This window comes from Methylobacterium sp. Leaf465 (assembly GCF_001424705.1).
Lineage (GTDB): Bacteria > Pseudomonadota > Alphaproteobacteria > Rhizobiales > Beijerinckiaceae > Methylobacterium.
The window spans coordinates 85,642-107,470 of record NZ_LMRA01000044.1 but is presented as its reverse complement, the minus strand read 5'-3'; the positions used below and the strand labels follow the sequence as shown (position 1 = coordinate 107,470).

The 21,829-nt window shown below is 70.9% G+C and carries 19 protein-coding genes, 1 tRNA gene, 1 other RNA gene, 1 pseudogene and 1 riboswitch; of the genes and pseudogenes, 12 read left to right on the top strand and 10 right to left on the bottom strand.

Going from position 1 to position 21,829, the window contains the following annotated elements:
- Nucleotides 1-208 precede the first annotated feature (208 nt).
- Both ASG51_RS24330 and ASG51_RS23610 read left to right on the top strand, forming a co-directional pair.
- Nucleotides 209-370: pseudogene (locus ASG51_RS24330) on the top strand (porin family protein); the annotation flags it as partial.
- A gap of 50 nt (nt 371-420) precedes the next feature.
- Nucleotides 421-1,392, top strand: a complete 972-nt coding sequence (locus ASG51_RS23610; protein ID WP_244480187.1) for a porin family protein — start codon at nt 421-423, stop codon at nt 1,390-1,392.
- Nucleotides 1,393-1,574: 182 nt separating this feature from the next.
- Here ASG51_RS23610 and parE read toward each other — a convergent pair whose 3' ends face one another.
- The 6 genes from parE to ASG51_RS17810 all read right to left on the bottom strand — a co-directional run bounded on the left by parE (nt 1,575) and on the right by ASG51_RS17810 (nt 11,719).
- Nucleotides 1,575-3,620 (bottom strand): DNA topoisomerase IV subunit B, encoded by a 2,046-nt coding sequence (gene parE / locus ASG51_RS17835; RefSeq protein ID WP_056272126.1) that lies wholly within the window; start codon nt 3,618-3,620, stop codon nt 1,575-1,577.
- Nucleotides 3,621-3,885: 265 nt separating this feature from the next.
- Nucleotides 3,886-5,871, bottom strand: a complete 1,986-nt coding sequence (locus ASG51_RS17830) for a PhoX family phosphatase (protein WP_056382222.1) — start codon at nt 5,869-5,871, stop codon at nt 3,886-3,888.
- A 101-nt stretch (nt 5,872-5,972) separates the two neighbouring features.
- Nucleotides 5,973-8,747, bottom strand: coding sequence for a type I DNA topoisomerase (topA, locus tag ASG51_RS17825; RefSeq protein WP_056382220.1), 2,775 nt, complete (start codon nt 8,745-8,747; stop codon nt 5,973-5,975).
- A gap of 158 nt (nt 8,748-8,905) precedes the next feature.
- Complete coding sequence (locus tag ASG51_RS17820; protein WP_056272117.1) at nt 8,906-10,810, bottom strand: AI-2E family transporter; 1,905 nt, start codon at nt 10,808-10,810, stop codon at nt 8,906-8,908.
- Nucleotides 10,811-10,896: 86 nt separating this feature from the next.
- On the bottom strand, nt 10,897-11,280 hold the full coding sequence (locus ASG51_RS17815; protein WP_055955569.1) for a response regulator: 384 nt from the start codon (nt 11,278-11,280) through the stop codon (nt 10,897-10,899).
- Nucleotides 11,281-11,491: 211 nt separating this feature from the next.
- Nucleotides 11,492-11,719: a hypothetical protein gene (locus ASG51_RS17810; protein ID WP_056382219.1), complete on the bottom strand. Its 228-nt coding sequence runs from the start codon at nt 11,717-11,719 to the stop codon at nt 11,492-11,494.
- A 482-nt stretch (nt 11,720-12,201) separates the two neighbouring features.
- Between ASG51_RS17810 and ASG51_RS17805 the strand changes: the two genes are divergently transcribed.
- The 3 genes from ASG51_RS17805 (at nt 12,202) to ssrA (ending at nt 13,113) form a co-directional block, all read left to right on the top strand.
- Nucleotides 12,202-12,393 (top strand): hypothetical protein, encoded by a 192-nt coding sequence (locus tag ASG51_RS17805; RefSeq protein WP_056219697.1) that lies wholly within the window; start codon nt 12,202-12,204, stop codon nt 12,391-12,393.
- A gap of 34 nt (nt 12,394-12,427) precedes the next feature.
- A complete protein-coding gene (locus ASG51_RS17800) occupies nt 12,428-12,742 on the top strand; it encodes a hypothetical protein (protein WP_056348231.1) in 315 nt (104 codons plus the stop codon).
- Between the two features lie 5 nt (nt 12,743-12,747).
- Nucleotides 12,748-13,113, top strand: a transfer-messenger RNA (tmRNA) gene (ssrA, locus tag ASG51_RS23605).
- A 200-nt stretch (nt 13,114-13,313) separates the two neighbouring features.
- Here ssrA and ASG51_RS17795 read toward each other — a convergent pair.
- Nucleotides 13,314-13,988, bottom strand: a complete 675-nt coding sequence (locus ASG51_RS17795) for a hypothetical protein (protein ID WP_056219691.1) — start codon at nt 13,986-13,988, stop codon at nt 13,314-13,316.
- 46 nt (nt 13,989-14,034) lie between these two features.
- A complete protein-coding gene (locus tag ASG51_RS17790) occupies nt 14,035-14,421 on the bottom strand; it encodes a hypothetical protein (protein ID WP_056219689.1) in 387 nt (128 codons plus the stop codon).
- A gap of 460 nt (nt 14,422-14,881) precedes the next feature.
- On the opposite strand from ASG51_RS17790, the gene ASG51_RS17785 reads away from it, so the two are divergent.
- The 4 genes from ASG51_RS17785 to ASG51_RS17775 all read left to right on the top strand — a co-directional run bounded on the left by ASG51_RS17785 (nt 14,882) and on the right by ASG51_RS17775 (nt 15,914).
- A tRNA-Arg gene (locus tag ASG51_RS17785) sits at nt 14,882-14,958 on the top strand.
- Nucleotides 14,959-15,100: 142 nt separating this feature from the next.
- A complete protein-coding gene (locus ASG51_RS17780; protein ID WP_056213461.1) occupies nt 15,101-15,265 on the top strand; it encodes a hypothetical protein in 165 nt (54 codons plus the stop codon).
- On the top strand, nt 15,265-15,390 hold the full coding sequence (locus ASG51_RS25385) for a hypothetical protein (protein WP_274534723.1): 126 nt from the start codon (nt 15,265-15,267) through the stop codon (nt 15,388-15,390). Before ASG51_RS17780 ends, ASG51_RS25385 begins: the two co-directional genes overlap by 1 nt.
- Nucleotides 15,391-15,533: 143 nt before the next feature.
- The gene (locus ASG51_RS17775) at nt 15,534-15,914 is read left to right on the top strand and encodes a hypothetical protein (protein WP_056272103.1); all 381 of its coding nucleotides are present in this window, start codon (nt 15,534-15,536) and stop codon (nt 15,912-15,914) included.
- A gap of 32 nt (nt 15,915-15,946) precedes the next feature.
- Here ASG51_RS17775 and ASG51_RS17770 read toward each other — a convergent pair whose 3' ends face one another.
- Nucleotides 15,947-16,123 carry a hypothetical protein gene (locus ASG51_RS17770; RefSeq protein ID WP_156389778.1) on the bottom strand — a complete coding sequence of 59 codons (177 nt, stop codon included), beginning with the start codon at nt 16,121-16,123 and terminating at the stop codon, nt 15,947-15,949.
- A gap of 753 nt (nt 16,124-16,876) precedes the next feature.
- On the opposite strand from ASG51_RS17770, the gene ASG51_RS17760 reads away from it, so the two are divergent.
- On the top strand, nt 16,877-17,197 hold the full coding sequence (locus ASG51_RS17760) for a transcriptional regulator (protein ID WP_082514113.1): 321 nt from the start codon (nt 16,877-16,879) through the stop codon (nt 17,195-17,197).
- A 33-nt stretch (nt 17,198-17,230) separates the two neighbouring features.
- Here ASG51_RS17760 and ASG51_RS17755 read toward each other — a convergent pair whose 3' ends face one another.
- Nucleotides 17,231-17,419: a DUF2934 domain-containing protein gene (locus ASG51_RS17755; protein ID WP_056213470.1), complete on the bottom strand. Its 189-nt coding sequence runs from the start codon at nt 17,417-17,419 to the stop codon at nt 17,231-17,233.
- A gap of 171 nt (nt 17,420-17,590) precedes the next feature.
- A riboswitch (cobalamin riboswitch) is annotated at nt 17,591-17,807 on the top strand.
- Between the two features lie 461 nt (nt 17,808-18,268).
- Between ASG51_RS17755 and ASG51_RS17750 the strand changes: the two genes are divergently transcribed.
- Both ASG51_RS17750 and ASG51_RS17745 read left to right on the top strand, forming a co-directional pair.
- Complete coding sequence (locus tag ASG51_RS17750; protein WP_244472503.1) at nt 18,269-20,383, top strand: TonB-dependent siderophore receptor; 2,115 nt, start codon at nt 18,269-18,271, stop codon at nt 20,381-20,383.
- Nucleotides 20,383-21,816, top strand: coding sequence for a peptidase (locus ASG51_RS17745; protein WP_056382214.1), 1,434 nt, complete (start codon nt 20,383-20,385; stop codon nt 21,814-21,816). The genes ASG51_RS17750 and ASG51_RS17745 overlap by 1 nt, the downstream gene beginning before the upstream one ends.
- Nucleotides 21,817-21,829: the final 13 nt, after the last annotated feature.

The window sequence follows — 21,829 nt, the reverse complement described above, 5'->3', positions numbered from 1 at the left end:
TTTCCGGGAACCAAGAGCCGGGCCGAGCGTTAGGGCCACCGCCAATATTATGGTAAGTAAAACCCTAACGCATTCTTTGACCAATCCGAGCTTCATCATTCTGATCTAGGTGTTGCGCGTCTGCACTAGTGGCCAGACCTGCCCTGTCGGTAAGGTCTCTTCACACCGCACCGAGAGTGCGCGGCAGCTTTCCCCCGGTAGACCAGACATGATCAAGACCCTCATCCTCGCCAGCGCCGCCACGGCCCTCCTCGCCGGCGCCGCCTCTGCCGCCGACCTTCCGCGCCGCGCGGCCCCCCCGGTGTTCGTGCCGGTGCCGGTGTTCACCTGGACCGGCTTCTACGCCGGTTTCAACGCCGGTTACGGCTTCGACGCCTCCAGCAACAACCAGGCGACCTTCCGCGCCGCGCGGCTCCCCCGGTGTTCGTGCCGGTGCCGGTGTTCACCTGGACCGGCTTCTACGCCGGTTTCAACGCCGGTTACGGCTTCGACGCCTCCAGCAACAACCAGGCGACCGTCATCGGCGTGAACGGCGCCAGCACCCTGGTCCTGCCGGGCACCACCGCTGCCATCGCCTTCGGCAACGGCCGCAGCAACGACGGCTTCGTCGGCGGTGGCCAGATCGGCTACAACTACCAGTTCACCCCGGGTTCGGGCGTGGTCGTCGGTATCGAGGCCGATGCCGGCCGCAGCAACGACGGCTTCGTCGGCGGTGGCCAGATCGGCTACAACTACCAGTTCACCCCGGGTTCGGGCGTGGTCGTCGGTATCGAGGCCGATGCCCAGTACGTCGACTTCGGTCGTGAGCGGAACCGCTTCTCGGCTACCGGCCCGCTGGCCGCCCAGCAGGTSTTCAACCCGGCCGGCGTCTCGGGCCTCGACTACTTCGGCACCGTCCGCGGTCGCCTCGGCTACGCCTTCGACCGCACCCTCGTGTACGGCACCGGCGGCTTCGCCTACGGTTCGGGCGGCGGTCGCGACTTCGGTCTGACCAACCGCAGCCGTGACGACTTCCAGACCGGCTGGGCTGCCGGCGGCGGTATCGAGTACGCGCTSCCCACCGACTCGTTCCTGAACTTCTTCMRSTCCTCGGCCGTGACGCTGAAGRTCGAAGGTCTGTACGTGAACCTCGACCAGGGCAACCGCAACAACGGCGCCTTCGCGGTCAACAACGTCGGCACCGTCATCACCACCACCAGCCCGGGCGTCGTGCTGTACGTGAACCTCGACCAGGGCAACCGCAACAACGGCGCCTTCGCGGTCAACAACGTCGGCACCGTCATCACCACCACCAGCCCGGGCGTCGTGCTCGTCAGCGGCGGCCGCCAGGTTCGCGACACCGAGTTCGCCGTCGTCCGCGCCGGCCTGAACTACAAGTTCGGCTCCTACTAGGATCTGAACCCACGGCCTCCCGCGCGGTCGATCCGGTCGCGCGGGCCCCGGCCAACAAGAAAGCCCGGCCTCGCGGCCGGGCTTTCTTGCGTCTGGGCTCCTCTTCAAGACGGGCGTCCGTTCGAGGCCCGTCGATCGTCGCCCGCGCGTCCGGTCTTCCGAAGGCGCGGGCGATCGCCGTCTCAGATGTCGAGCTCGGCCCCGTCGGCGAAGGCGGCACGCTCGGAGATGAAGGTGAAGCGCGCCTCGGGCTTGTTGCCCATCAGGCGCTCCACCGCGTCCCCGGTGGAGTCGCGGGCCTCGTCCAGCACCTCCACCCGCAGGAGCGTGCGCTTCTTCGGGTCCATGGTGGTCTCCTTCAACTGGGCGGGCATCATCTCGCCGAGGCCCTTGAAGCGGCCGATCTCGACCTTGCCGTTCTTGAACACCGTCTTGATCAGTTGCGCCTTGTGGTCGTCGTCGCGAGCGTAGGCCGTCTTGGCGCCCTGGCTGATCCGGTAGAGCGGCGGGATCGCCAGGTAGAGGTGCCCGCGGTCGATGAGCTTGGGCATCTGCCGGTAGAAGAACGTGATCAGCAGCGAGGCGATGTGGGCGCCGTCGACGTCGGCGTCCGTCATGATGATCACCTTCTCGTAGCGAAGGTCCTCCGAGCGGTAGCCCGTGCCGGTACCGCAGCCGAGCGCCTGGGTCAGGTCCGAGATCAGCTGGTTGGCGCCGAGCTTGTCCCGGCTGGCCGAGGCGACGTTGAGGATCTTGCCGCGCAAGGGGAGAATCGCCTGGGTGGCGCGGTCGCGCGCCTGCTTGGCCGAGCCGCCGGCCGAGTCGCCCTCGACGATGAAGATCTCCGAGCCGGCCATGCCGGCCTTGGAGCAGTCGGCGAGCTTGCCGGGCAGGCGCAGCTTGCGGGTGGCGGACTTGCGCGCGACCTCCTTCTCCTGGCGCCGGCGCAGGCGCTCCTCGGCCCGGTCGATCACCCAGTCGAGGAGCTTGTTGGCCTGGGCCGGGGAGGCGGCGAGCCAGTGGTCGAACGCGTCGCGGATCGCGGTCTCGACGATGCGCGAGGCCTCGACGGTGGCGAGCTTGTCCTTGGTCTGGCCCTGGAACTCGGGCTCGCGGATGAAGACCGAGAGCATCGAGGCGCAGGTCGCCATGACGTCGTCGGTGGTCACCGCCGTCATGCGCTTGGCCTGGCCGACGCGCTCGGCATGCTCGCGCAGGGCCCGCAGCAGGGCGACGCGCAGGCCGCTCTCGTGGGTGCCGCCCTCCGCCGTCGGGATGGTGTTGCAGTAGGAGGCCGAGACGCCGTCGTCGGTCACCATCCAGGCGACGGCCCATTCGAGGGAGCCGTGCCCGCCCGGCTTGGTGATCTTGCCGGAAAAGATCGCGTCGGTGACGAGTTCCTTGCCCTCGAGATCGCGGGCGAGATAGTCGCGCAGGCCCCCGGGGAAGCGGTGCACGGTCTCGGCCGGCACGTCGTCCAGGCCCTCGAGGAGGGCGGGGGCGCAGCGCCAGCGGATCTCGACGCCGCCGAACAGGTAGGCCTTGGAGCGGGCCATCTTGAACAAGCGGCGGGGATCGAACTTCAGCGCCCCGAAGATCTCGGCATCGGGGTGGAAGCGCACGCGGGTGCCGCGCCGGTTCTGCACCCGGCCGACGGTTTCCAAGGGACCCTGGACATGCCCCCGCGAAAAGGTCTGGCGGTAGAGGGTCTGGCTGCGGGCGACCTCGACCTCGAGCTCGTCCGAGAGGGCGTTGACCACCGAGATGCCGACGCCGTGCAGGCCTCCGGACGTCTCGTAGACCTTCGAGTCGAACTTACCGCCCGCGTGCAGGATGGTCATGATGACCTCGAGCGCGGACTTGTTCGGGTATTTCGGGTGCGGGTCGACGGGGATGCCGCGGCCGTTGTCGGTGACGACGAGGTGGCCGCTCTCCTCCAGCTCCACCTCGATGAAGCTGGCATGGCCCGCCACCGCCTCGTCCATGGAATTGTCGATCACCTCGGCGAAGAGGTGGTGCAGGGCGCGCTCGTCGGTGCCGCCGATATACATGCCGGGGCGGCGGCGCACCGGCTCCAGCCCCTCCAGCACCTCGATGGTGGAGGCGTCGTAACCGGCCTCCGCCGAGACGGGGGGAAGCGGCGCCACAGCGTCGAGCTTGCGCCGCTCGGCGGTCTTCGGCAGGGGCGCCTTGCCGCCGGCGAAGAGATCGCGTGCGGGGTCGCTCACCGGAGCGCCTCGCGCGGGTGAGGGGGCAGCCGCGGGCTTCGCGGGCCGGATCGCAGAGGGAGACCGTGCAGCATTCGCCTTCATCCTCTCACCATACCGGAACAAACCGGAAACAGAAAGGGGTTCCCGCTCCGAGAGGCGGGAGCCGGAAGCCCCCGCCGCACAGGGCGTACCACCCCATGACATGGTATGGGGGTGGTTAAGAAGGCCTGACGGTGGCGTGATCCGTGGATCGTCGCGCCGGGCGCCGCGCCCGTGGGCCGCCTCAGGTCCCGACGCGGCCGCCCCCGCGGCGGGTGATCGTCAGCACGGCGGGGCGGGGCGGCATCGCCGGGTCGAAGTCCGGCCAGCGGGTGGCGGGCGCCTCGAAGGTGGCGGGCACCGCCTTCGGGTCCTCCTCGTCGGCCTCGCCGGGATGCTGCACGGCCACGAAGAAGGTGGTGTCGTCGGGGGTGAAATAGGGGCCGCACATCTCGGCGCCGTGGGGCACGCGGAAGAAGTGCTTGCCCGTGCCGCGGCCCGCCCCTTCGGTCTCCACCGCCCAGATGCCGTCGTTGCGGCCGGTGCGCGATGGGGCATTGCCGTCCGTGGCGACCCAGAGCCGGCCGAGGCCGTCGACCGAGCAATTGTCCGGCATCCCGAACCAGCCGTTCGTCGTGGTGGCCGACGAGAAGGTGGCGCCGACCTGGGCGATGCTCGGATCGCCGCAGCGGACCAGGATCTCCCAGGTGAATCCGGTGGCGGCATGGTCGCCGTCGTCGGGGGTGAGCTCGACGATATGGCCGAACCGATTGTCGGCCCGCGGGTTGGCGGCGTCGACCTGATCGGCCTTGCGCTTCCCGTTGTTGGTCAGCATCACGTAGACCTTGCCGGTCTTCGGGTTGGCCTCGACGTCTTCGGGCCGGTCCATCTTGGTGGCCCCGAGCCAGTCGGCGGCGAGCCGGGCGCCGATCACCACGTCGGCCTGGGATGCAAAGCCGTTCTCGGGCGTCAGCGGACCCTGCCCGAAGACCAGCGGCATCCAGGTGCCGCGCCCGTCGGCGTCGAAGCGGGCGACATGCAGGGTGCCGGAATCGAGGAGGTCGCGGTCGCCGCTGTCGGCCCGGCCCAGGGTGACGAACTTGTAGACGTAGTCGAAACGCTCGTCGTCGCCCTGGTAGATCACGTACTGCCCGGCCTTCGCGACGATGCCGGCCGCGCCCTCGTGCTTGAAGCGCCCCAGGGCCGTGCGCTTCTTGGGGACGCTCGTCGGGTCGAAGGGGTCGATCTCCACCACCCAGCCGAAGCGGTTCGGCTCGTTGGGCTCGCGGCCGAGGTCGAAGCGCGGGTGGAAGCGGCCCCAGGCATAGGCGTTGGCCGGCAGGTTGAAGCGCTTATGGTTGGCGGCCTCCGGCGAGTCCTTCGGCAGGGCGCCGGAGAAGTAGTAGTTGATGTTCTCCTCGCAGGTCAGCCACGTGCCCCAGGGGGTCGTGCCGCCGGCGCAGTTGTTGATCATCCCGAGGGCCGACCGGCCGCTGGGATCGGCGCCGGTCCGCACCCGGTCGGTGCCGGCGGCCGGGCCGGTCAGCGCCATCGGCGTCGTGGCGGTGATGCGGCGGGCGTATTTGGAATCCGGCACCACCGTCCAGCGGCCGTCCCGGCGCCGGATCTCGAGGACCGAGCCGCCATGGGCCGCCATCTCGATGTCGACGAGCGCCCGGGTCATGCCCTGGAAGTCCACCGCCTTGCCGTCCTGGCGCCCGAGGCCGGGGAACATGAGTTCCTCGTTGGTGTATTCGTGGTTGACGACGAGGAGGCCGTGCGCCGCCGGGTCGGCCGCCCCCGGCATGGGGAAGTAGCCGACGAAGTCGTTGTTGTAGCCGAACTGCTGGGCCTGTGCCGCCGCGGACTGATTGCGCGGGTCGAAGGCGGGTGCGCCGGGCAGCACCGGGTCGCCCCAGCGGATCAGGATCTCGGCATCGTGCCCGGCGGCGACGTGGTGGTGCGCATCCGATCCGGCCTCGATCTCGGCGAAGGGAAAGCGGGCGTCGGGGCGGGACGCGGCGTCGGCCGCCCGCGCCCCGCCGGCGGCCAGGGCGCGGGGCGTCACCACCGCCGCGATGGCGCCGACGCCGAGGAGACCGCGCAGGAGGTCGCGCCGGTCGAAGCGCGCCGCCACCACGTCGCCGAAAGTCGGATTCCGGCTGCCGTTCGACCCGCGATCCTCGGCGGCCTCGGCGGCCTGCGAGCGGTTCTGGTTCGATGCGGTCATGGCGTGGCGGGTCCGGTGCGGGGCGCGGGCTGACGACCGTCCCCGCTACCCCGCCCGCATGGCACCGGTATGACAGCGGCCGGTGCCCCGGCCACCGATCCTTAAGCCTTCCGGCGTGCCGCGGCGGCGGGCTTCTCGGCCGCAGCCTTGGTGCTCTTCACCGGTTTCTTGGCGGCCGTCGCCTTCGCGGCGGGCTTGGCCGAGACCTCGTCCCCGTCCGCTGCAGCCGTCTTCCCGGCGGCCTTCGCCGCAGGGGCCTTCTTGACCGCCGCCTTCTTCGCCGGGGCCTTGGCGCCCGCCGCCTTGCGGGCCGGAGCCTTCTTCTTGCCCCCGCCCGCGGCTTCCCGGGCGGCGATCAGCTCCAGGGCCTGGGGCAGGTCGACCGCCTCGGCCGCCATGGTCTTGGGCAGCGTCGCGTTGGTGGTGCCGTCGGTGACGTAGGGGCCGTACTTGCCCGACTTCACCACGATGGGCTTGCCCGTCTCCGGGTGCTCGCCGAGGGGCCGGCCCGGATCGGCCGCCGGCCCGCGCCGGCCGCCGCCCTGCTCCTTGGCGACGATGAGGTCGATGGCCCGGTTGGCGCCGATCTCCAGCACGTCGTCGTCGCGCCCGAGATTCGCGTACATCTTGCCGTGCTGCACGTACGGCCCGAAGCGCCCGAGATTGGCCAGGATCGGCTCGCCGGTCTCGGGGTGGCGGGCCACCTCGCGCGGCAGGGCGAGCAGCTTCAGGGCCATCTCCAGGTCGACCGAGGACGGGCTGGTGCCCTTCGGGATCGAGGAGCGCTTGGGCTTGGGCGCCTCCTTCTCGGCCGCGGCCTCGCCGAGCTGGACGAAGGGACCGAAGCGGCCGTCGCGCACCGTCACGGGCAGGCCGGAGGCGGGATCGTTGCCGAGCACCCGCGTGCCGGGCTGACCGCCGTTCTCCGACGAGCCCTCGCCGTCGCCCTCGACGCCCGAGGCGGCGAGCTGGCGGGTGTACTTGCACTCCGGATAGTTCGAGCAGCCCACGAAGGCGCCGAACTTGCCGAGCTTCAGGGAGAGCTGGCCGGAGCCGCAGGTGGGGCAGGTGCGCGGGTTCGAGCCGTCGGCCTTCTCGGGGAAGATGTGGGCGCCGAGCAGGTCGTTGAGCGCGTCGAGCACCTCCGCGACGCGCAGCTCCTTGGTGCCGGCGATCGCGGCGGAGAAGTCGCGCCAGAAGTCGCGCAGCACCTCGCGCCAGTCGATCTCGGCGTTCGAGACCCGGTCGAGCTGCGTCTCGAGATCGGCGGTGAAGTCGTACTCGACGTAGCGCTTGAAGAAGCTCTCGAGGAAGCCGGTGACGAGGCGGCCCTTGTCCTCGGCCACGAGGCGCTTCTTGTCGATCCGCACGTATTCGCGGTCGCGCAGGGTCTGCAGCACGGCGGCGTAGGTGGAGGGCCGGCCGATGCCGAGCTCCTCCATGCGCTTGACGAGGCTGGCCTCGGAATAGCGCGGCGGCGGCTCGGTGAAGTGCTGGGTCGAGGCGATGCGCTCGCGCTTGAGCGGGTCGCCCGCCTTCATGGGCGGCAGGCGCCGGCCGTCCTCGTCCTCCTCGTCGTCCTTGCCCTCCTGGTAGAGGGTGAGGAAGCCGTCGAACTTCACCACCTGGCCGGTGGCGCGCAGCTCCAGCGTGCGCGGCCCGACCTGGGCGACGACGTCCACCGTCGTGCGCTCCAGTTCGGCCGATTCCATCTGGCTCGCCACCGTGCGGGTCCAGATCAGCTCGTAGAGCTTGGCCTGCTCGGCATCGACGGTGCGGGCCACCGCCTTGGGCAGACGGCCCATGTCGGTGGGGCGCACGGCCTCGTGCGCCTCCTGGGCGTTCTTGGCCTTGACGCTGTATTTGCGCGGCGCGCCCGGCAGGTAGCGCTCGCCGTATTCCTGGGCGACGACCCGGCGCACGTCGGCGATGGCTTCGGGCGCCATGTCGACGCCGTCGGTCCGCATGTAGGTGATGAGGCCCACCGTCTCGCCGTCGATCTCCACACCCTCGTAGAGCTTCTGGGCGGCGCGCATGGTCTGGGCCGGCGCCATCCCGAGCTTGCGGGAGGCCTCCTGCTGCAGGGTCGAGGTGGTGAAGGGCGGGGCGGGGTGGCGCTTGGCGGGCTTGGCCTCGACGCTGCCGACCGAGAAGGTGCCGAGCTCGAGGTCGCGCTTGAAGGCCGCCGCCTCCTCGCCGGTGCCGACGTCCAGGCGCTGGATGCGCTTGCCGTCCGCGCCGGTGAGGCGGGCCTCGAAGCTGGCGCCGGTCTCCGTGACCAGGGTCGCCACCAGGGACCAGTATTCCCGCGGCTTGAAGACCTCGATCTCGCGCTCGCGCTCGCAGACGAGGCGCAGCGCGACCGACTGCACGCGCCCGGCCGAGCGGGCGCCGGGCAGCTTGCGCCACAGCACCGGCGAGAGGTTGAAGCCCACGAGGTAGTCGAGCGCCCGGCGGGCCAGGTAGGCGTCGACCAGCGCCTGGTCGATCTGCCGGGGCTGGCGCATGGCGGTCTCCACCGCCGTCTTGGTAATGGCGTTGAAGGTTACGCGCTCCACCGGCATGCCCTTGAGGGCGCGGCGGGCGGTGAGCGCCTCGACCACGTGCCAGGAGATCGCCTCGCCCTCGCGATCCGGGTCGGTGGCGAGAATCAGGCCGTCGGCGCCCTTGAGCGCCTTGACGATGTCGGAGACGCGCTTGGATCCGCGATCGTCGAGCTCCCACAGCATGTGGAAGTCCGCCTCCGGATCGACGGAGCCGTCCTTGGCCGGAAGGTCTCGGATATGGCCGAACGAGGCGAGAACCTCGTAGTCGCGGCCGAGATACTTGTTGATCGTCTTGGCCTTGGCCGGCGACTCGACGACGACGACTTTCATGTGCTGGTACTAGCCTCTCGTCAGGGCCTGACCCGCAGCAACGTCCATGCGCAGATTGTGCGGGGGCGTCGCCACCCGTCCGGAGAGGGGGTCGGCGCGGGGGAGAAGTGGGTCAAGCCCAGGGGGATGTCAAATGGCCCCCCTGGCCCGGCCCGGCCTCACCCCCGTTTGGCGAAGGTCAGGGCGGCGTCGAGCGCCCCGTTCAGGGTGGTCACCAGCACGTCGGCGGAGAGGGTGCGGCGCAGCCGGTCGAGGGAGGCCGGATCCCGCTCGCGCCAGAAGCCGACGAGGACCCGGACGCCGGGAATCGCGCGCCGCGCCTGGCGGACGTTCAGCCGGATCTGCGACAGGCTGACGGGTTCCAGGTAGGAGAAGCAGACCAGGGCGATCCCCGAGAGATCGTCCGGCGTTTCGCCCCGGCGCAGCTCCGCCATCGACATCACCTGCGCGCCGAGGCCGTGCCGGCCGAGGATCTGCCCCAGCATCGCGGTGGCCGCCTCGTCGAAGGGGCCGCGGCTCGACACGCAGAGCACGGGCCGGGCCGCCCGCCAGCGGGCCGGGAGGTCCTCCGGGCGCAGAACCACGGCGGCGACCTGCCGGTCGGGCCCGATGGCGGCGATGGCCGCCGAGGTCTCGGAATTGCCCGCCGAGGCGGAGGAACCGATCGTCCGGCCCGCCGGCACGGTCCCGAGGCGGGCGACCACGGCCCGGAGCGCGGTGCCGACCTCGTCCTGGCGGGTCCGGTCGAGGGTGCCGCGGGAGAGGTCCTCCTGCGCCATCAGCAGGCCGGCCAGCACCACCTCGTCGTAATAGGTGACGAGGGCGCGGGCCTTGAGGAACATCCGGCCCTGGTCGATCGCCTCCTCGGGGTCGCCCGCCAGCATGCGCTGGTAGAAGATCTCCGGCGGCGACAGGGCGGGGCGGTCGCCCAGGATGACGTCGAGGTACCAGAGCCGCTCGATGTGGCGCCCCAGCACCACGAGGCAGACGGTGATGGGGGTCGCCAGCACGAGGCCGATCGGTCCCCACAGGAAGGCCCAGAGGGTGGCGGCCAGGATCACCGCGATGGGCGAGAGCCCGGTGGAATGGCCGTAGAGCAGAGGCTCGACCACGTGGCCGGCGATGGGCTCCACCACCACGAACAGGATCGCGGTGGCGATGACCATGCTCCAGCCCGGATCGACGGCGGCGGCCACGATGAGGGGCAGGAGGGCGCTGATCGCCGCGCCGATATAGGGCACGAAGCGCATGATCGCGGCCAGCACCCCGAACAGGATCGGGTTCGGCACGCCGATCCACCACAGGCCGAGGCCGATCACGAGGCCGAAGGCGATGTTGAGGACGAGCTGGGCCAGGAAGAACCGGCTGAGGCGGGCCACCGCGTCGTCGATGGCCGCCGTGGTCCGGCGCAGGTCCCCCGAGCCCGCCAGCCGGATCGCGCGGTTCCGCAGATCCTCTCGCTGCAGCAGGATGAAGATCGTGAAGATCAGGATCAGGCCCGTGGTGGCGAGGGGATGCAGGATCGGGCCGGCGACGGCGCCGAGGGTTCCGAGCAGCCCGGCCTTGGCCGAGGCGATCTGGACGTGGAGGGGATGGGCGAGGCTGCCCGCGCTGCCCTCGGGCGGGGTCGCGTTCGGGTCCGGCTGCAGCTCGGCACTGAGGTCCTGCACCATGTCGACCATGCGCGAGAGGGTGCCGCTGCCGGCGGTCGCCTCCTTCAGGGAGGCGATCTTCTCGCGCATCGTCACCTGGTAGCGGGGCAGGTCGGAGGCGAGCTGCGCCGTCTCGTTGGCGATCAGGAGGGCGACCCCGAGGAGCGCCCCGAAGGCGGTGAGCACCACGACCAGGACGGCGAGCGCCCGCGGGACCCGGATGCGGCGCAGGAGGCGCACGCCGGGCACCAGGACGAAGCTGAGCAGGATCGCCAGGGTCACCGGTACGAAGACGTCGCGGCCGAGATACAGGGCCGCCGCGATAGTGATCACGAGGAGGCAGGAGGCCAGGGTCGTGAAGACCGGCATCGCCTGCCGCAGGAGGCGGGCGGTGATGGGATCGTCGCTCATGGATGGATCGGTCTCGTTGGGGTGAGCGACGCGGCAGCCGATGCGACGGCATCGGGCGCGCGGGGCGCGCGGCCGGGCGGGCCGCCTCAGGCGATGGCGGGCGCCTGCGGACCGACGGCGGCGTTGATCTGGGTCAGCAGCTTGGAGAAGTCCACCGGCTTCGGATGGTAGTCGTTGCAGCCGGCCTGGATCGCCTTGTCGCGATCGCCCGACATGGCGTGGGCGGTCAGGGCGATGATCGGGATGCCCTTGGTGTCGCTGCCGGATTTCAGCACGCGGGCGGCCGACCAGCCGTCCAGGATCGGCAGGTTCATGTCGAGGAGGATGACGTCCGGCTGCCCGGTGCGGGCCTGCTGAACGCCGGATTCGCCGTCATGGGCGAGGATCACGTCGTAGCCGCGCCGCTTCAGCCGGCGGGACAGGAAGTCCCAGATCTCCTCGTGATCTTCCACCAGAAGAATTTTCGCCATCGCCCCAATATCCTTCGATCGTCTTCGGACCCGATGCCGCCGGATCTGTCGTAACCCCGGACGGTCCGCACGGGACCCAGCCCCCGATACACGAGCCCCCCGAGCAAGACACGTGCGCGGGCCGAGCGGTGAACGCGCGATCGGCCGGAACGGTCCATGGCATCCCACGCGATCCAGCGACACAGGCGTCGTGCTGTGACGGGCTTGCCCCTCAGGGGGCGCGCGGCGCCGGCGCCGGAGGATCGAGGCTCGTCCGGGGACGGTCGTCGCTGTAGCGCCCCTGGCTCCCCGGGAGGAGCCCGGTGTTCTGCATCCAGATCATCAGCATCACGGCCGCCAGCAGCGTCGCGAAGGAGGTGAGGCGACCGATGTGGCGCCGCCGGACCACCATCAGGACGACGGTCGCCAGGAGCAGGAGGGACAGGAGGAGGAGCAGCATGCGGCCTTCCCGGACGGGCCGTCCGGCCGGAGACGGTTCCGGCACGGACCGCGGAGCCAACGGGATCGATGCCGCCGCCGTTCCACGGGCCGGGTCCCCGGGAAGCAGGGGCGGCCATGGCGGCCCCCGAGATCCGCAACGGGATCGTCGAGGCGGCGAACGGCGCCATCTGCGGCTCGGATCCAGGCGGGCCGGTTCGACAGGACCTCGCCGATGACGCAGCGGTCGACCGACCTCGCCGCCGGCCCTGATCGCGACAAGACCTTCCGTGACAAGACGGAGGGCGGTGTGACGGTGGTTTTCCACTCTACCTGAGCCGCGACCGTCAAGACCGGGCAGGATCGCCGAAGTCAGAGCCCGCGCCGCGCGCGGGATTTCGACGCGCGGCCGGACAATAGCCATGGAGATCAGCCAAGGATATCTCGGCCCTCTTGCTCCGATGTGCATTGCGGGTCGCCCCCGGCATCCGCTAAAGCCGGACAATGTCAGACTTGGAATCCCTCCTCGACCGCCTCAAGGACGCTCAGAGGACCCTCATCACCGAAGCCGCGAAGATCGAGATGCTGCCGCCCGACAGCGTCCTGCGACGCGTGGCCGACCTCGAGAACACGATCGCGGCCGTGGAAGCCCTGATCGAGGAGCAGGCGCATCGCCGTGGCCGCGCCACGGGGTAAGGCTCCGCCACGAACAGGAACGGCACCGCCCCTCGTGACGCCGGACGGACGCTACCTCGTGGTACGTGGCCGGCTCTGGCGCCGGACCCGTCCCGACCTCGACCCCGCCGCGCGCGACGCCCTCGTCGCCGCGCTGATGGATGCGCGCCGGGCCGTGAAGGCCGGCAAGGCGGCCGGGAATCCGGACGCGGTCGCGCAGGCCCGCCGGGCCGTCGACGCGGCCAAGTGCGGCCTCGGGGAGCGCGGCCCCGTCTGGTGGGACGACGGCGCGCCCGACCTCAACCGGCACATGGCCCACACCACCCCCTACGCCGATTGGTTCGCTCGGGAGACGGGTGCGGCGGGATAGCGCGCCGACTGGACCCGCGCGGCGATTTCGCCTATATCGGATCTGCGGTTGATGACCGGTTCGTAATAACGTTTCAGGACCCGGAGGGCAGTACTCCGGCGCCTCCACCACAAGCCCATCCACGTCGGCGGGTGGTCTTCTGATGGGGGCGAAATAGGATCGACTGGGCGGTAAAGGGATCGCGAGTTCGCTCTCACTTCGGTGCGGGACGATGCGGCTGTCGGTAAGGACTCGACCGGTTCGACGCAGGCAACCCCTGTTTCGAGCATTTGGCCAAAACTCTAAATGCCAACGATAACGTTGTCATGGATGCCCGCCTCGCGGCGTAAGCATCTTGCGGTAGGGTAACCGTCGAAACAGAACCCGGAGCTTCGGCTCCGGGACCCACCCTTTCCTGATCATCCCAGACCGTCGCGAGACCGTGGCCCGCGTACACGCGGAGAGGCCCAACGCGACCGCGCCTCGACGACTCCCCCAGTCCACGCACGAAAAACCCCGGGGCCGAGGGCCGCCGGGGTGTCCGCCGTTGCGAGGGCCGCCCCCCACGCGGAGGGCGGCCGTGGGGCGGCGATCAGACCGGCGTGGTCGGGTAGGCGCGCACGCGGTTGCGGCCCTCGACGGTCCCGCCCAGGGCGTTGCCCGGGATGGCGTTCGGCGAGGTGGCGGCGGCGGCCTGCGGGGCGGTCCAGCCCTCGGCCCGCCAGTTCTGGGCGCGCTCGTCGACGTCGATCGAACCGTGCTCCTCCAGGATGTCCATCACCCGGGCCGCCTGGGACTGGTCGGCCCGGACCGTCACCAGGGTGCCGCCGCGGCGCACGCCCTCGCTGTAGGTATGGGCGTCGGTCTCGCTGAGGCCCGCGCCGGTCAGGCCGCCGGCGAGGCCGCCCGCCGCCGCGCCGATGCCCGCGCCCGTCAGCGTGGCCACGAGCCAGCCCGCCGCCACGACCGGGCCGACGCCCGGGATCGCCAGCAGGCCGAGGCCGGTCAGCAGACCGGCGGCGCCGCCCAGGACCGTCCCGACGGTGGCGCCCGCTCCGGCGCCGCTGGACGCCTTCTCCGGGGTGTCACCGTGGACGGGGGCATCCAGGTCGGAGGCGGAGCGCACGCGCCCCGCATGCCGGTCCCCCTCGTTGCTGCTCACGATGCTGATGTCGGCATGCGCCACGCCGGCGGCCTCGAGCTTGGAGACGGCCGTGCTGGCAGCGTCGTAATCGTCGTACAGGGCGGTGATGGTCTGATGAGCCATGGGAAACTCCTGTGTGCGGGCGAGGGGAGGGGTGGGCGGTGGCAGCCTACTGGGCCGCGACGTTACCCTTGAAGTCGACGCCGACCTTGACCGGCTTGCCGTCGAGCACCGCTTCGCCGCGCCAGATGCCCTTGTCGTCCTTGGTCAGACCCTTGACGTCCTTGTAGCCGGCCTCGGTGAGGCGGTGGTGCGTCTGGGCCTCGGTGAAGCTGTTGGCGCCTTCCTCGAGCTTGGCGTTCGAGGCCGCCTTGGCCGTGGCCGGCTTGGTGGCGTCCGGCTTGTCGGTGTTGGGCCGGGTTACGGCCTCCTGGCCGCCGGAGGTGGCACTCGACTTGGCGTCCGGGGCCGGGGTGCCGGTGACGGTGGTCTGGGCGGAGGCCGAACCCGCACCGAGGATCGTCAGAAGGGCGAGGGTGGTCAGGGACCGTTTCACGGCATTCTCCTTGAATAAGTCTAGGACGGGCAAGAGACCCTCTCAATTCCCGAGGACCGCAAAGCGTTCCAAGATGGAAACCGGCAATCCCGGTTCAAACGGCCAAGCCGAAGCGTTGTCATAAATGTTCCACCTTGCCCTGACAGTGATGACGGGATGAAACGACAATATCACGAGCCGACAAAAAACCAATTTTGATCGACGCATACGCTGCATCCCGGCATCAGATCTGCCCTTCACCGCGAAAGAACACCTTCCGACCGAGACGAGCCTGCGTTCGAAGAACGAGATAGGGGATCGCCCGCCGGGAGGCCGGACGTCGTGCCCGCGCGCGCCCTCCCCGAACGGACGGCGAAGCGCACCGCCGCGAAAAATCTGTCCGGCCAGGGTTGCCAGCGCAAAAAGGAGCCTCTAAACACCCGCTCACACCGGGGGCGGCACCAACCCCCACCGGTCGCAGGCGCCCGTAGCTCAGCTGGATAGAGCACCAGACTACGAATCTGGGGGTCAGAGGTTCGAATCCTTTCGGGCGCGCCATTTCTTTCCAAAGCCTTTGCTGGGAAAGACAAATTCCCTACCTGACAGCGTGATGTGAATGCCGGCGGAACTCCGTCGCGCCGATGAGGCGTGGACGCGTTGGGCTCTTGGAGGCCCTTTCGCGCGCCCTATCTTCCCGCCCATGACAGAGCCCCCGGACGACAACCTGGATCACTACGCGCTGGGGTTCTACGCCCCCGGCAAGGGCCTGCGCCGGGAGGACTGCCCCTATGCCGAGGGCACGCAGGCGCACGCCCAGTGGATGGCGGGGTATGACGCCGCCGTGAAGGCGGGGGAGGGCGCGTGATGGTCTTCCGCCTCCTCCACGTCCTGCGCCTCTGGACCCTCCTGTCCGTCCCGGCCGGCATCGTGATCGGCAAGCTTCTCAAGGCGAACCGCCGGGCAACCACCCGGCCCGTTGACCGCCCGTAGGGGCGCAGCGGCACCGGACCCCATCGGGAAAAACGCGCGCCCGCGTCGGCGCCGGCCGGCGGCAGGGTTCCGTCGCCCCCGCCGCCCGCCCCGGGGACGGCCCGTGGGGGCAGGGGGCCAGATCGGAAAGGTTCGAAACACGCATGTCGCCACGTCTGACCGCCCTTTCGAGGCTCGTCCGCGCGGCGGCCTGGCTGAGCGTAGGGACCCTGGTCTGGCTCTCCTGGATTCCGCGGGATTGGGAGGCGCGCACCTCCCTGCCGGGTCAGGTCGAGCACGCCATCGCGTATGGCGGGACCGCCGGCCTGTTCGTCCTCGGCTACGGTGCCGGGCTGCGCTGGTGGCGGATCGGCGTGCCGCTCACCGTCCTGGGGGTCGTCATGGAGATCGGCCAGCGCTGGGTGCCCGGCCGGACCGCGCAGGTCATCGACGCTATGGCCAGCGGATCGGGCGCGCTCCTCGGCGCGCTGGGCGGCACGATCGTCGCCCGCTATCTGCTCAAGCCCGAGCCCCCGTTCCGGTAGGGCGCGCCGGCTCAGCCGGACGCCCCGAAGGTTCACGCCTTCCGGGGTTCGGCGGGCGAGGCCTCGGACGTCCAGAGCAGCGAGGCCGCGACATAGGACGCCTCCACCGCCACGAGCATCCAGACCGCATCGGTCAGGACGATCGCGAGGGCACGCTGCTCCAGGGCCCCCTCGATGCCGATCGCCACCGCCAGCAGCGATACGATCACCAGAAGACCCGGCAGGCGCACGGCCTGGCTTGCGGCAGCTCCGAGCGAGGCAAAACAGATCAAAAGCATTTGCGCACCAACGACACCGGAAGGCAGACTACCTAGGTATTGAGAGGACACAAGCGGAAATAAACAGCACTTTTGTGCTTTGCACAATTTCAGCTGCACTGCGGTCGTTAGTCTATTATCAACCTTAGCACTCCGTGAGCGACCCAACAGAGGAAGACGACCCAGGCTAGAGTCAGTCCGAACCCCAGCCCCAGGACCATGAGGGTCGAGACCCCGTGCCCGGCGCGGCGGAAGGCGGCCCGCCGCGGCGGGATCGCGGGCCCGTCGACACGCGGTTCGGGATCGTTGGTTTTCTCCGGCAATCGCTCGATGAAGAACCCGAAGGCGATCGCCGTCGCCCGCACGGGCCGTATCGCGCCCTAAGCCGTCGCTCAGCACCGACCGCGTCGCCCGCGCCCTCATGGCGCGCGGCACATCCGGTGCGGGCGCAGGCGACGCGGGAACGGAGCGTTCCCGAACGGAAAGTCCCGATCCACGGATCACGGCGCAGTCCGGACTGTTTCCGACTAGCCCGGCGGTCGCCGCCGGATCAGGCGCGTCGAACGGCGCCCCCGCGCGCGGCGTCGCGGCGGCGCCGGCCGGGCCCGCGCCCTCCGATCAGGCGCCCGGGTCCTGCTCTCCGAGGGATTTGCGGTACTGCCGTGATCGCGCCCTCCCCATGCTGTCCGAGGAGGGATGTCCCACGTGTCTGCTCACCGCCAACGCCCGGATTCGGCGGGGGTGTCGGAACCGGGCCGGGAGGGCGGCCGCTTCCTGAAGCCCCTGCGCGCGGCGCGCGGCCTATGCCGGCGCCCGCTCGCCACTGTGGTCGGGGCCGAATACGACACCGTCCTCTCGCAGCTGGAGACCGGACGCGGGCGGATCCCACCGAATTGCTACCGCGCCTGGGCGGCCGTCCGCGACGTCCCCGTCAAGGCCCTCGTCCGGGACCCGATGCGCGTCGACGGCCCGCTCACCCACGCGATCCTGTTCGCGGACCACGACGCGGTGGCGGCGAGCGACTGAGGCGACCCGCCCCCGAGCCCGTCCCCGGCGCCGTCAGGGACAGGCGGCGTCCTCCTGCGCCGGTGCGGCCGACTTCGGGGCGTTGCGGGCGCGCTCGGCCCGCAGCTCCCGCTCGGCCATCAGCCAGAACTCGACCTCGAACCCCTCGGGGCGGTGGTTGCGCTCCCAGATCTCATGGGCGCGCTCGCGGATCCGCTCGAACGTGATCCCATCCTCGGACATCGTGCTCTCTGCTCCTTCAGTCTCGGTCACAGCGTCACAGCCCGGTTCTCCCTGCGGGGCCAACGCTCCACGGCGGGATTTGTCCCCCGATCCGCACAAGGCCGCCCCGGTCGCCCCCTTCGCAGGGCAGACTGCCGAACCCCGGGGGATTTGACGGCGGCGCCGGAAACGGCCTAGCTTACCCGCGACGGTTCCTCTTTAACGAGGATCAAAAGGGAACGCGGTGAGGGCGAGAGCCCGAGGCCGCGGCTGCCCCCGCAACTGTAAGCGGCGAGCTCCTCATCAACACGTCACTGGGTGAACGGTCCGTCAGGACCCGGGCCTGGGAAGACGATGGGAGGGCGGTGACCCGCGAGCCAGGAGACCTGCCGTCAGTCGTGGTCACACGCGAAACGCATCGGGCGGGGTGTCCTGGTGGGTGTCGGGGCGTTCGCTTGCCGCGAACGGACCGACCTCTTCGCGGTGACGTGCCACTCCGCGCGACTCGTCGCGTCAGCCGTCCCGTCGATGCCCGTCCTCGCCCGCAAGTCTTGCTCCCGCATGCTCCCTCCGGCCGCCCCACGCGGCCCGGTGACGGCTGCGCCGCGGACACGCCGGCCCCGGGCCCCGCTTGCCAATTGTAATGTTATAACATTCAGTCTAGCGGAGACGGCAGGTCGGCCCCGACCGATGCCCGCGCCCTTGTTCGGTTGCCCCATGTCCGGTTGCCCCACGTCCAGTTACCCCACGTCCCGTTACCCTATGCCCGTCGCCCCCATCCCGTCCCGAACCGCGAACGCGCGCGGGTCGCGGCGAGGCCCGACCTTGCCGTCGCGACACGTCCTGCCCCTGGCGGCCCTGCTCGGCGGCCTGCTGCCGATCTCCGCCGACGCCGAGACCCGGGAGGTCCCGCCGGCCGTCACCCTGGAGACCCTGGAGGTCGCGGGCTCCGGGCGGGGCGGCCCGGCGCCCGCCGAGGGGCTCAACCTGCGCAGCCCCGGCCGCAGCGCCAGCCGCCTCGGCCTGACGGCCCTGGAGACCCCCGCCAGCGTCGACGTGATCGCGGGCGAGACCACGCGGCTGCGCGGCCAGAACACGGTGGCGGAGGCCGTTACCCAAAACGCCACCGGCATCACCACGGTGGCGGCGCCGGGCAACGGCAACGGCGCCTTCACGGCCCGGGGCTTTTCCGGCCCGAACTCGATCCAGCAGCTCTACGACGGCACCCGCCTGTTCGTGGGCGCCGGCACCGTCACCTTCCCGTTCGACACCTGGAACGTCGAGCGCATCGAGGTGCTGCGCGGGCCGGCCTCCGTGCTCTACGGCGACGGCGCCATCGGCGGCGTGATCAATGTCGTCACCAAGAAGCCGGTCTTCACGCCCCTCAACGAGGCCCGCGCGGCGGTCGGCTCGGACGGTCTGGCGCGTCTGGCCCTGGATTCCGGCGGCCCGATCGGGGAGGCGCTCGCCTACCGCCTCAACATCAGCGGCAACCGCGCCGAGGGCTGGATCGCCCCGGACGGGAGCTTCCGCAACCTCGCGGTCTCGGGCGCCCTGACCCTGCAGGCGACGCCGGACCTCGCCGTCACCCTGAGCCATGATTTCGGCTATCAGGAGCCGGCCCGCTACTGGGGCACGCCCCTCGTCGACGGGCGCATCCGCGACGCTCTCCGGTTCAACAACTACAACGTCCGCGACGCCCAGATCCTCTGGACCGACAACTGGACGCAACTGCGCGCCGAGTGGACGCCGAGCGCCGACGTCACGGTCCGCAACACCGCCTACCGGCTCCAGAGCCGGCGCCAGTGGCGGGACGTGGAGCAATACGCCTTCAACCGCGGCACCGGGCGGATCGACCGCTCCGACTACCTCGAGATCTACCACCAGCAGGAGCAGATCGGGAACCGCCTCGACGCCACCTTCCGCGGCACCCTGTTCGGCTTCCGCAACGAATTCCTGGCCGGGTTCGACGTGAACCACATCGCCTTCCGGCACACCAACAACTTCTATTTCGACACCACCACCAGCGTCGATCCCTTCGCCTACGACCCGGGCCTGTTCCCGGCCGACGGCCGCGCCCGGCCCGCCTACGCCACCAGCACGCGCCAGGCCTCGGTCTTCGCCGAGAACCGCCTGATCCTGTCCGACCAGGTCTCGCTCCTGGCCGGCGTGCGCTACGACGCGCCGGTGCTGCAGCGGACCGACCTCGTCACCGGCAACACCTTCGACCGCGACTTCCGGGCGCTGAGCTACCGCTTCGGCGCCGTCTACAACCCGACGCCGCTGCTGGCGCTCTATGCCCAGTACGCCACCGCCACCGATCCGGTGGGCAGCCTGATCTCCCTGTCGCAGAGTCTCGCCAACTTCCGGCTCTCCACCGGCGAGCAGGTGGAGGTCGGCGCCAAGGGCGTGGCCTGGGACGGCCGGGCCGAGTGGACGCTGGCCGGCTACCGCATCGTCAAGGACAACCTGATCTCGGCGGTACCGGGCCAGCCGACGCTCTCGACCCAGGTCGGGCAGCAATCCTCCCTCGGCGTCGAGGCGGCCCTGAGCCTGCACCTCTCCGAGGCCTGGCGCATCGACGCCAACCTGGCGCTGCTGCACGCCCAGTACGACACCTTCGACCAGGCGGTCGGCGGGGCGGTGGTGTCCTATGCCGGGCGCCAGCCCATCGACGTGCCGGAGCGCGTCGGCAACCTCTGGGTCACTTACGCCTTCGCCCCGGCCTGGGAGGCCCGGGTCGGCCTGCAGCACGTGGGCGAGACCTTCAGCGACTTCGGCAACCAGGCGAAGCGCCCGGCCTACACCCTGGTCAATGCCGGGCTCGACCACCAGGTCACGCCGGATTCGCGCTTGTCGCTGCGCGCCTACAACCTGTTCGACACGATCTACGCGATCAGCGGCAACGCGGTGAACGGGGTCGGCACCAACTGGCTGCTGGGCCGGCCGCGCTCCGTCGAGGTCGCCTACAGCGTCCGGTTCTGATGCGGGCCTCTCCGAAACGGGCCTTCCTGAAGCCCCTGAAGCGCGGGCTGATCCTCGGCCACCGCTGGCTCGGCATCGCCACGGGGCTGTTCCTCGCCGCCTGGGTGCTGTCGGGGCTGGTGATGCTCTACGTGGCGTTTCCGGCCCTGACGGAGGCCGAGCGCCTGTCCCGCCTCGCGCCCCTCGCCTGGGACCGGGTCCTCCTCGGCCCGGACGCGGCTCTGGCCCGGGCCGGGCTCGACCCGGCCCCCGGCGGCCTCAGCCTGTCCATGCGGGGCGGGGCGCCGGTCTATCAGGTCACCACCCGCGACGACGCCCGGCACACGGTCTCGGCCGAGACCGGGCAGGCCCTGGGCGAGATCGACGGGGCGGCCGCCCGGGCGTCGTTCGGCGAGGGCGCCACCGTGCGGGCGGTGAGCCGCGACCCATGGACGGTGCGCGACCGCTACGACCCGGTGCGCCCCTTCCACGTGGTGGCGCTCGGGGACGCGGCCGGCACCGAGCTCTACGTTTCGGCCCGTACGGGCGCGATCGTCCTCGACACCACCCGCCGGGAGCGCCTGTGGAACTGGCTCGGGGCGATCCCGCACTGGTTCTACCCCACGCCCCTGCGGGCGCGGGGCGAGCTCTGGCGCGGCACCGTGCTCTGGGTCTCCGGCCTCGCCACCGCCGGGGTGCTGAGCGGCCTCGCCCTGGGGATCTGGCGCCTGCGCCTGCGCCGGCCCTACGCCGCGGGGGCGAGCCCCTATCGCGGCCTCGGGCGCTGGCACCACCTCCTCGGCACCCTCGGGGGCCTGAGCCTCCTCAGCTTCGTGGCGAGCGGCTGGCTCTCCATGAACCCGAACCACTGGTTCTCGCCCCGCACGCCCCCGGCGGCCCTGCAGGCGGCCTATGCCGGGCCCCCGGCCGCGGTCGGCCGCGCGGCCCTCGACGGCCTGGCGCGGCCGGGGATCGTCGAGGTCCGGTTCACGCAGGTGGACGGCCGGCCCGTGCTGGTCGCCGCCGATGCCCGGGGCCGCCGGGTCGCGGTCCCGCCGCCCACGGAGGCGATCTTGCGCGCCGCAGCCGCCCGCGCCCTGCCGGAGGCCCGCATCGCCGCGACCGAGACGCTGACCGCCTACGACGCCTACTGGTATCCCCACCACGACACCCGGCCGCTGCCGGTGCTGCGGGTGCGCTTCGACGACCCGGCCGCGACCTGGCTCCACCTCGACCCCGAGACCGGCGCGCTCCTCGACCGCCTCGATGCCAGCGGCCGGCTCCAGCGCTGGCTGTTCGAGGCACCCCACCGCCTGGACTTCGGAAACCTGTTCCAGGCCCGCCCGGCCTGGGACGCGGTGATGTGGCTCCTCAACGGCCTCGGCGCGACCATCGCCCTCTCGGGCGTGGTGCTGGGCTGGCGCCGCCTGCGGCGCAGGGCGCGGCTCGGGTAGGGGCGCCGCGCCC

Coding starts and splice junctions, on each gene's coding strand:
- ASG51_RS17830 (WP_056382222.1), bottom strand. CDS start 5,871: ATGACCGCATCGAACCAGAACCGCTCGCAGGCCGCCGAGGCCGCCGAG.
- topA (WP_056382220.1), bottom strand. CDS start 8,747: ATGAAAGTCGTCGTCGTCGAGTCGCCGGCCAAGGCCAAGACGATCAAC.
- ASG51_RS17820 (WP_056272117.1), bottom strand. CDS start 10,810: ATGAGCGACGATCCCATCACCGCCCGCCTCCTGCGGCAGGCGATGCCG.
- ASG51_RS17815 (WP_055955569.1), bottom strand. CDS start 11,280: ATGGCGAAAATTCTTCTGGTGGAAGATCACGAGGAGATCTGGGACTTC.
- ASG51_RS17810 (WP_056382219.1), bottom strand. CDS start 11,719: ATGCTGCTCCTCCTCCTGTCCCTCCTGCTCCTGGCGACCGTCGTCCTG.
- ASG51_RS17805 (WP_056219697.1), top strand. CDS start 12,202: ATGTCAGACTTGGAATCCCTCCTCGACCGCCTCAAGGACGCTCAGAGG.
- ASG51_RS17795 (WP_056219691.1), bottom strand. CDS start 13,988: ATGGCTCATCAGACCATCACCGCCCTGTACGACGATTACGACGCTGCC.
- ASG51_RS17780 (WP_056213461.1), top strand. CDS start 15,101: ATGACAGAGCCCCCGGACGACAACCTGGATCACTACGCGCTGGGGTTC.
- ASG51_RS25385 (WP_274534723.1), top strand. CDS start 15,265: ATGGTCTTCCGCCTCCTCCACGTCCTGCGCCTCTGGACCCTCCTGTCC.
- ASG51_RS17775 (WP_056272103.1), top strand. CDS start 15,534: ATGTCGCCACGTCTGACCGCCCTTTCGAGGCTCGTCCGCGCGGCGGCC.
- ASG51_RS17755 (WP_056213470.1), bottom strand. CDS start 17,419: ATGTCCGAGGATGGGATCACGTTCGAGCGGATCCGCGAGCGCGCCCAT.
- ASG51_RS17745 (WP_056382214.1), top strand. CDS start 20,383: ATGCGGGCCTCTCCGAAACGGGCCTTCCTGAAGCCCCTGAAGCGCGGG.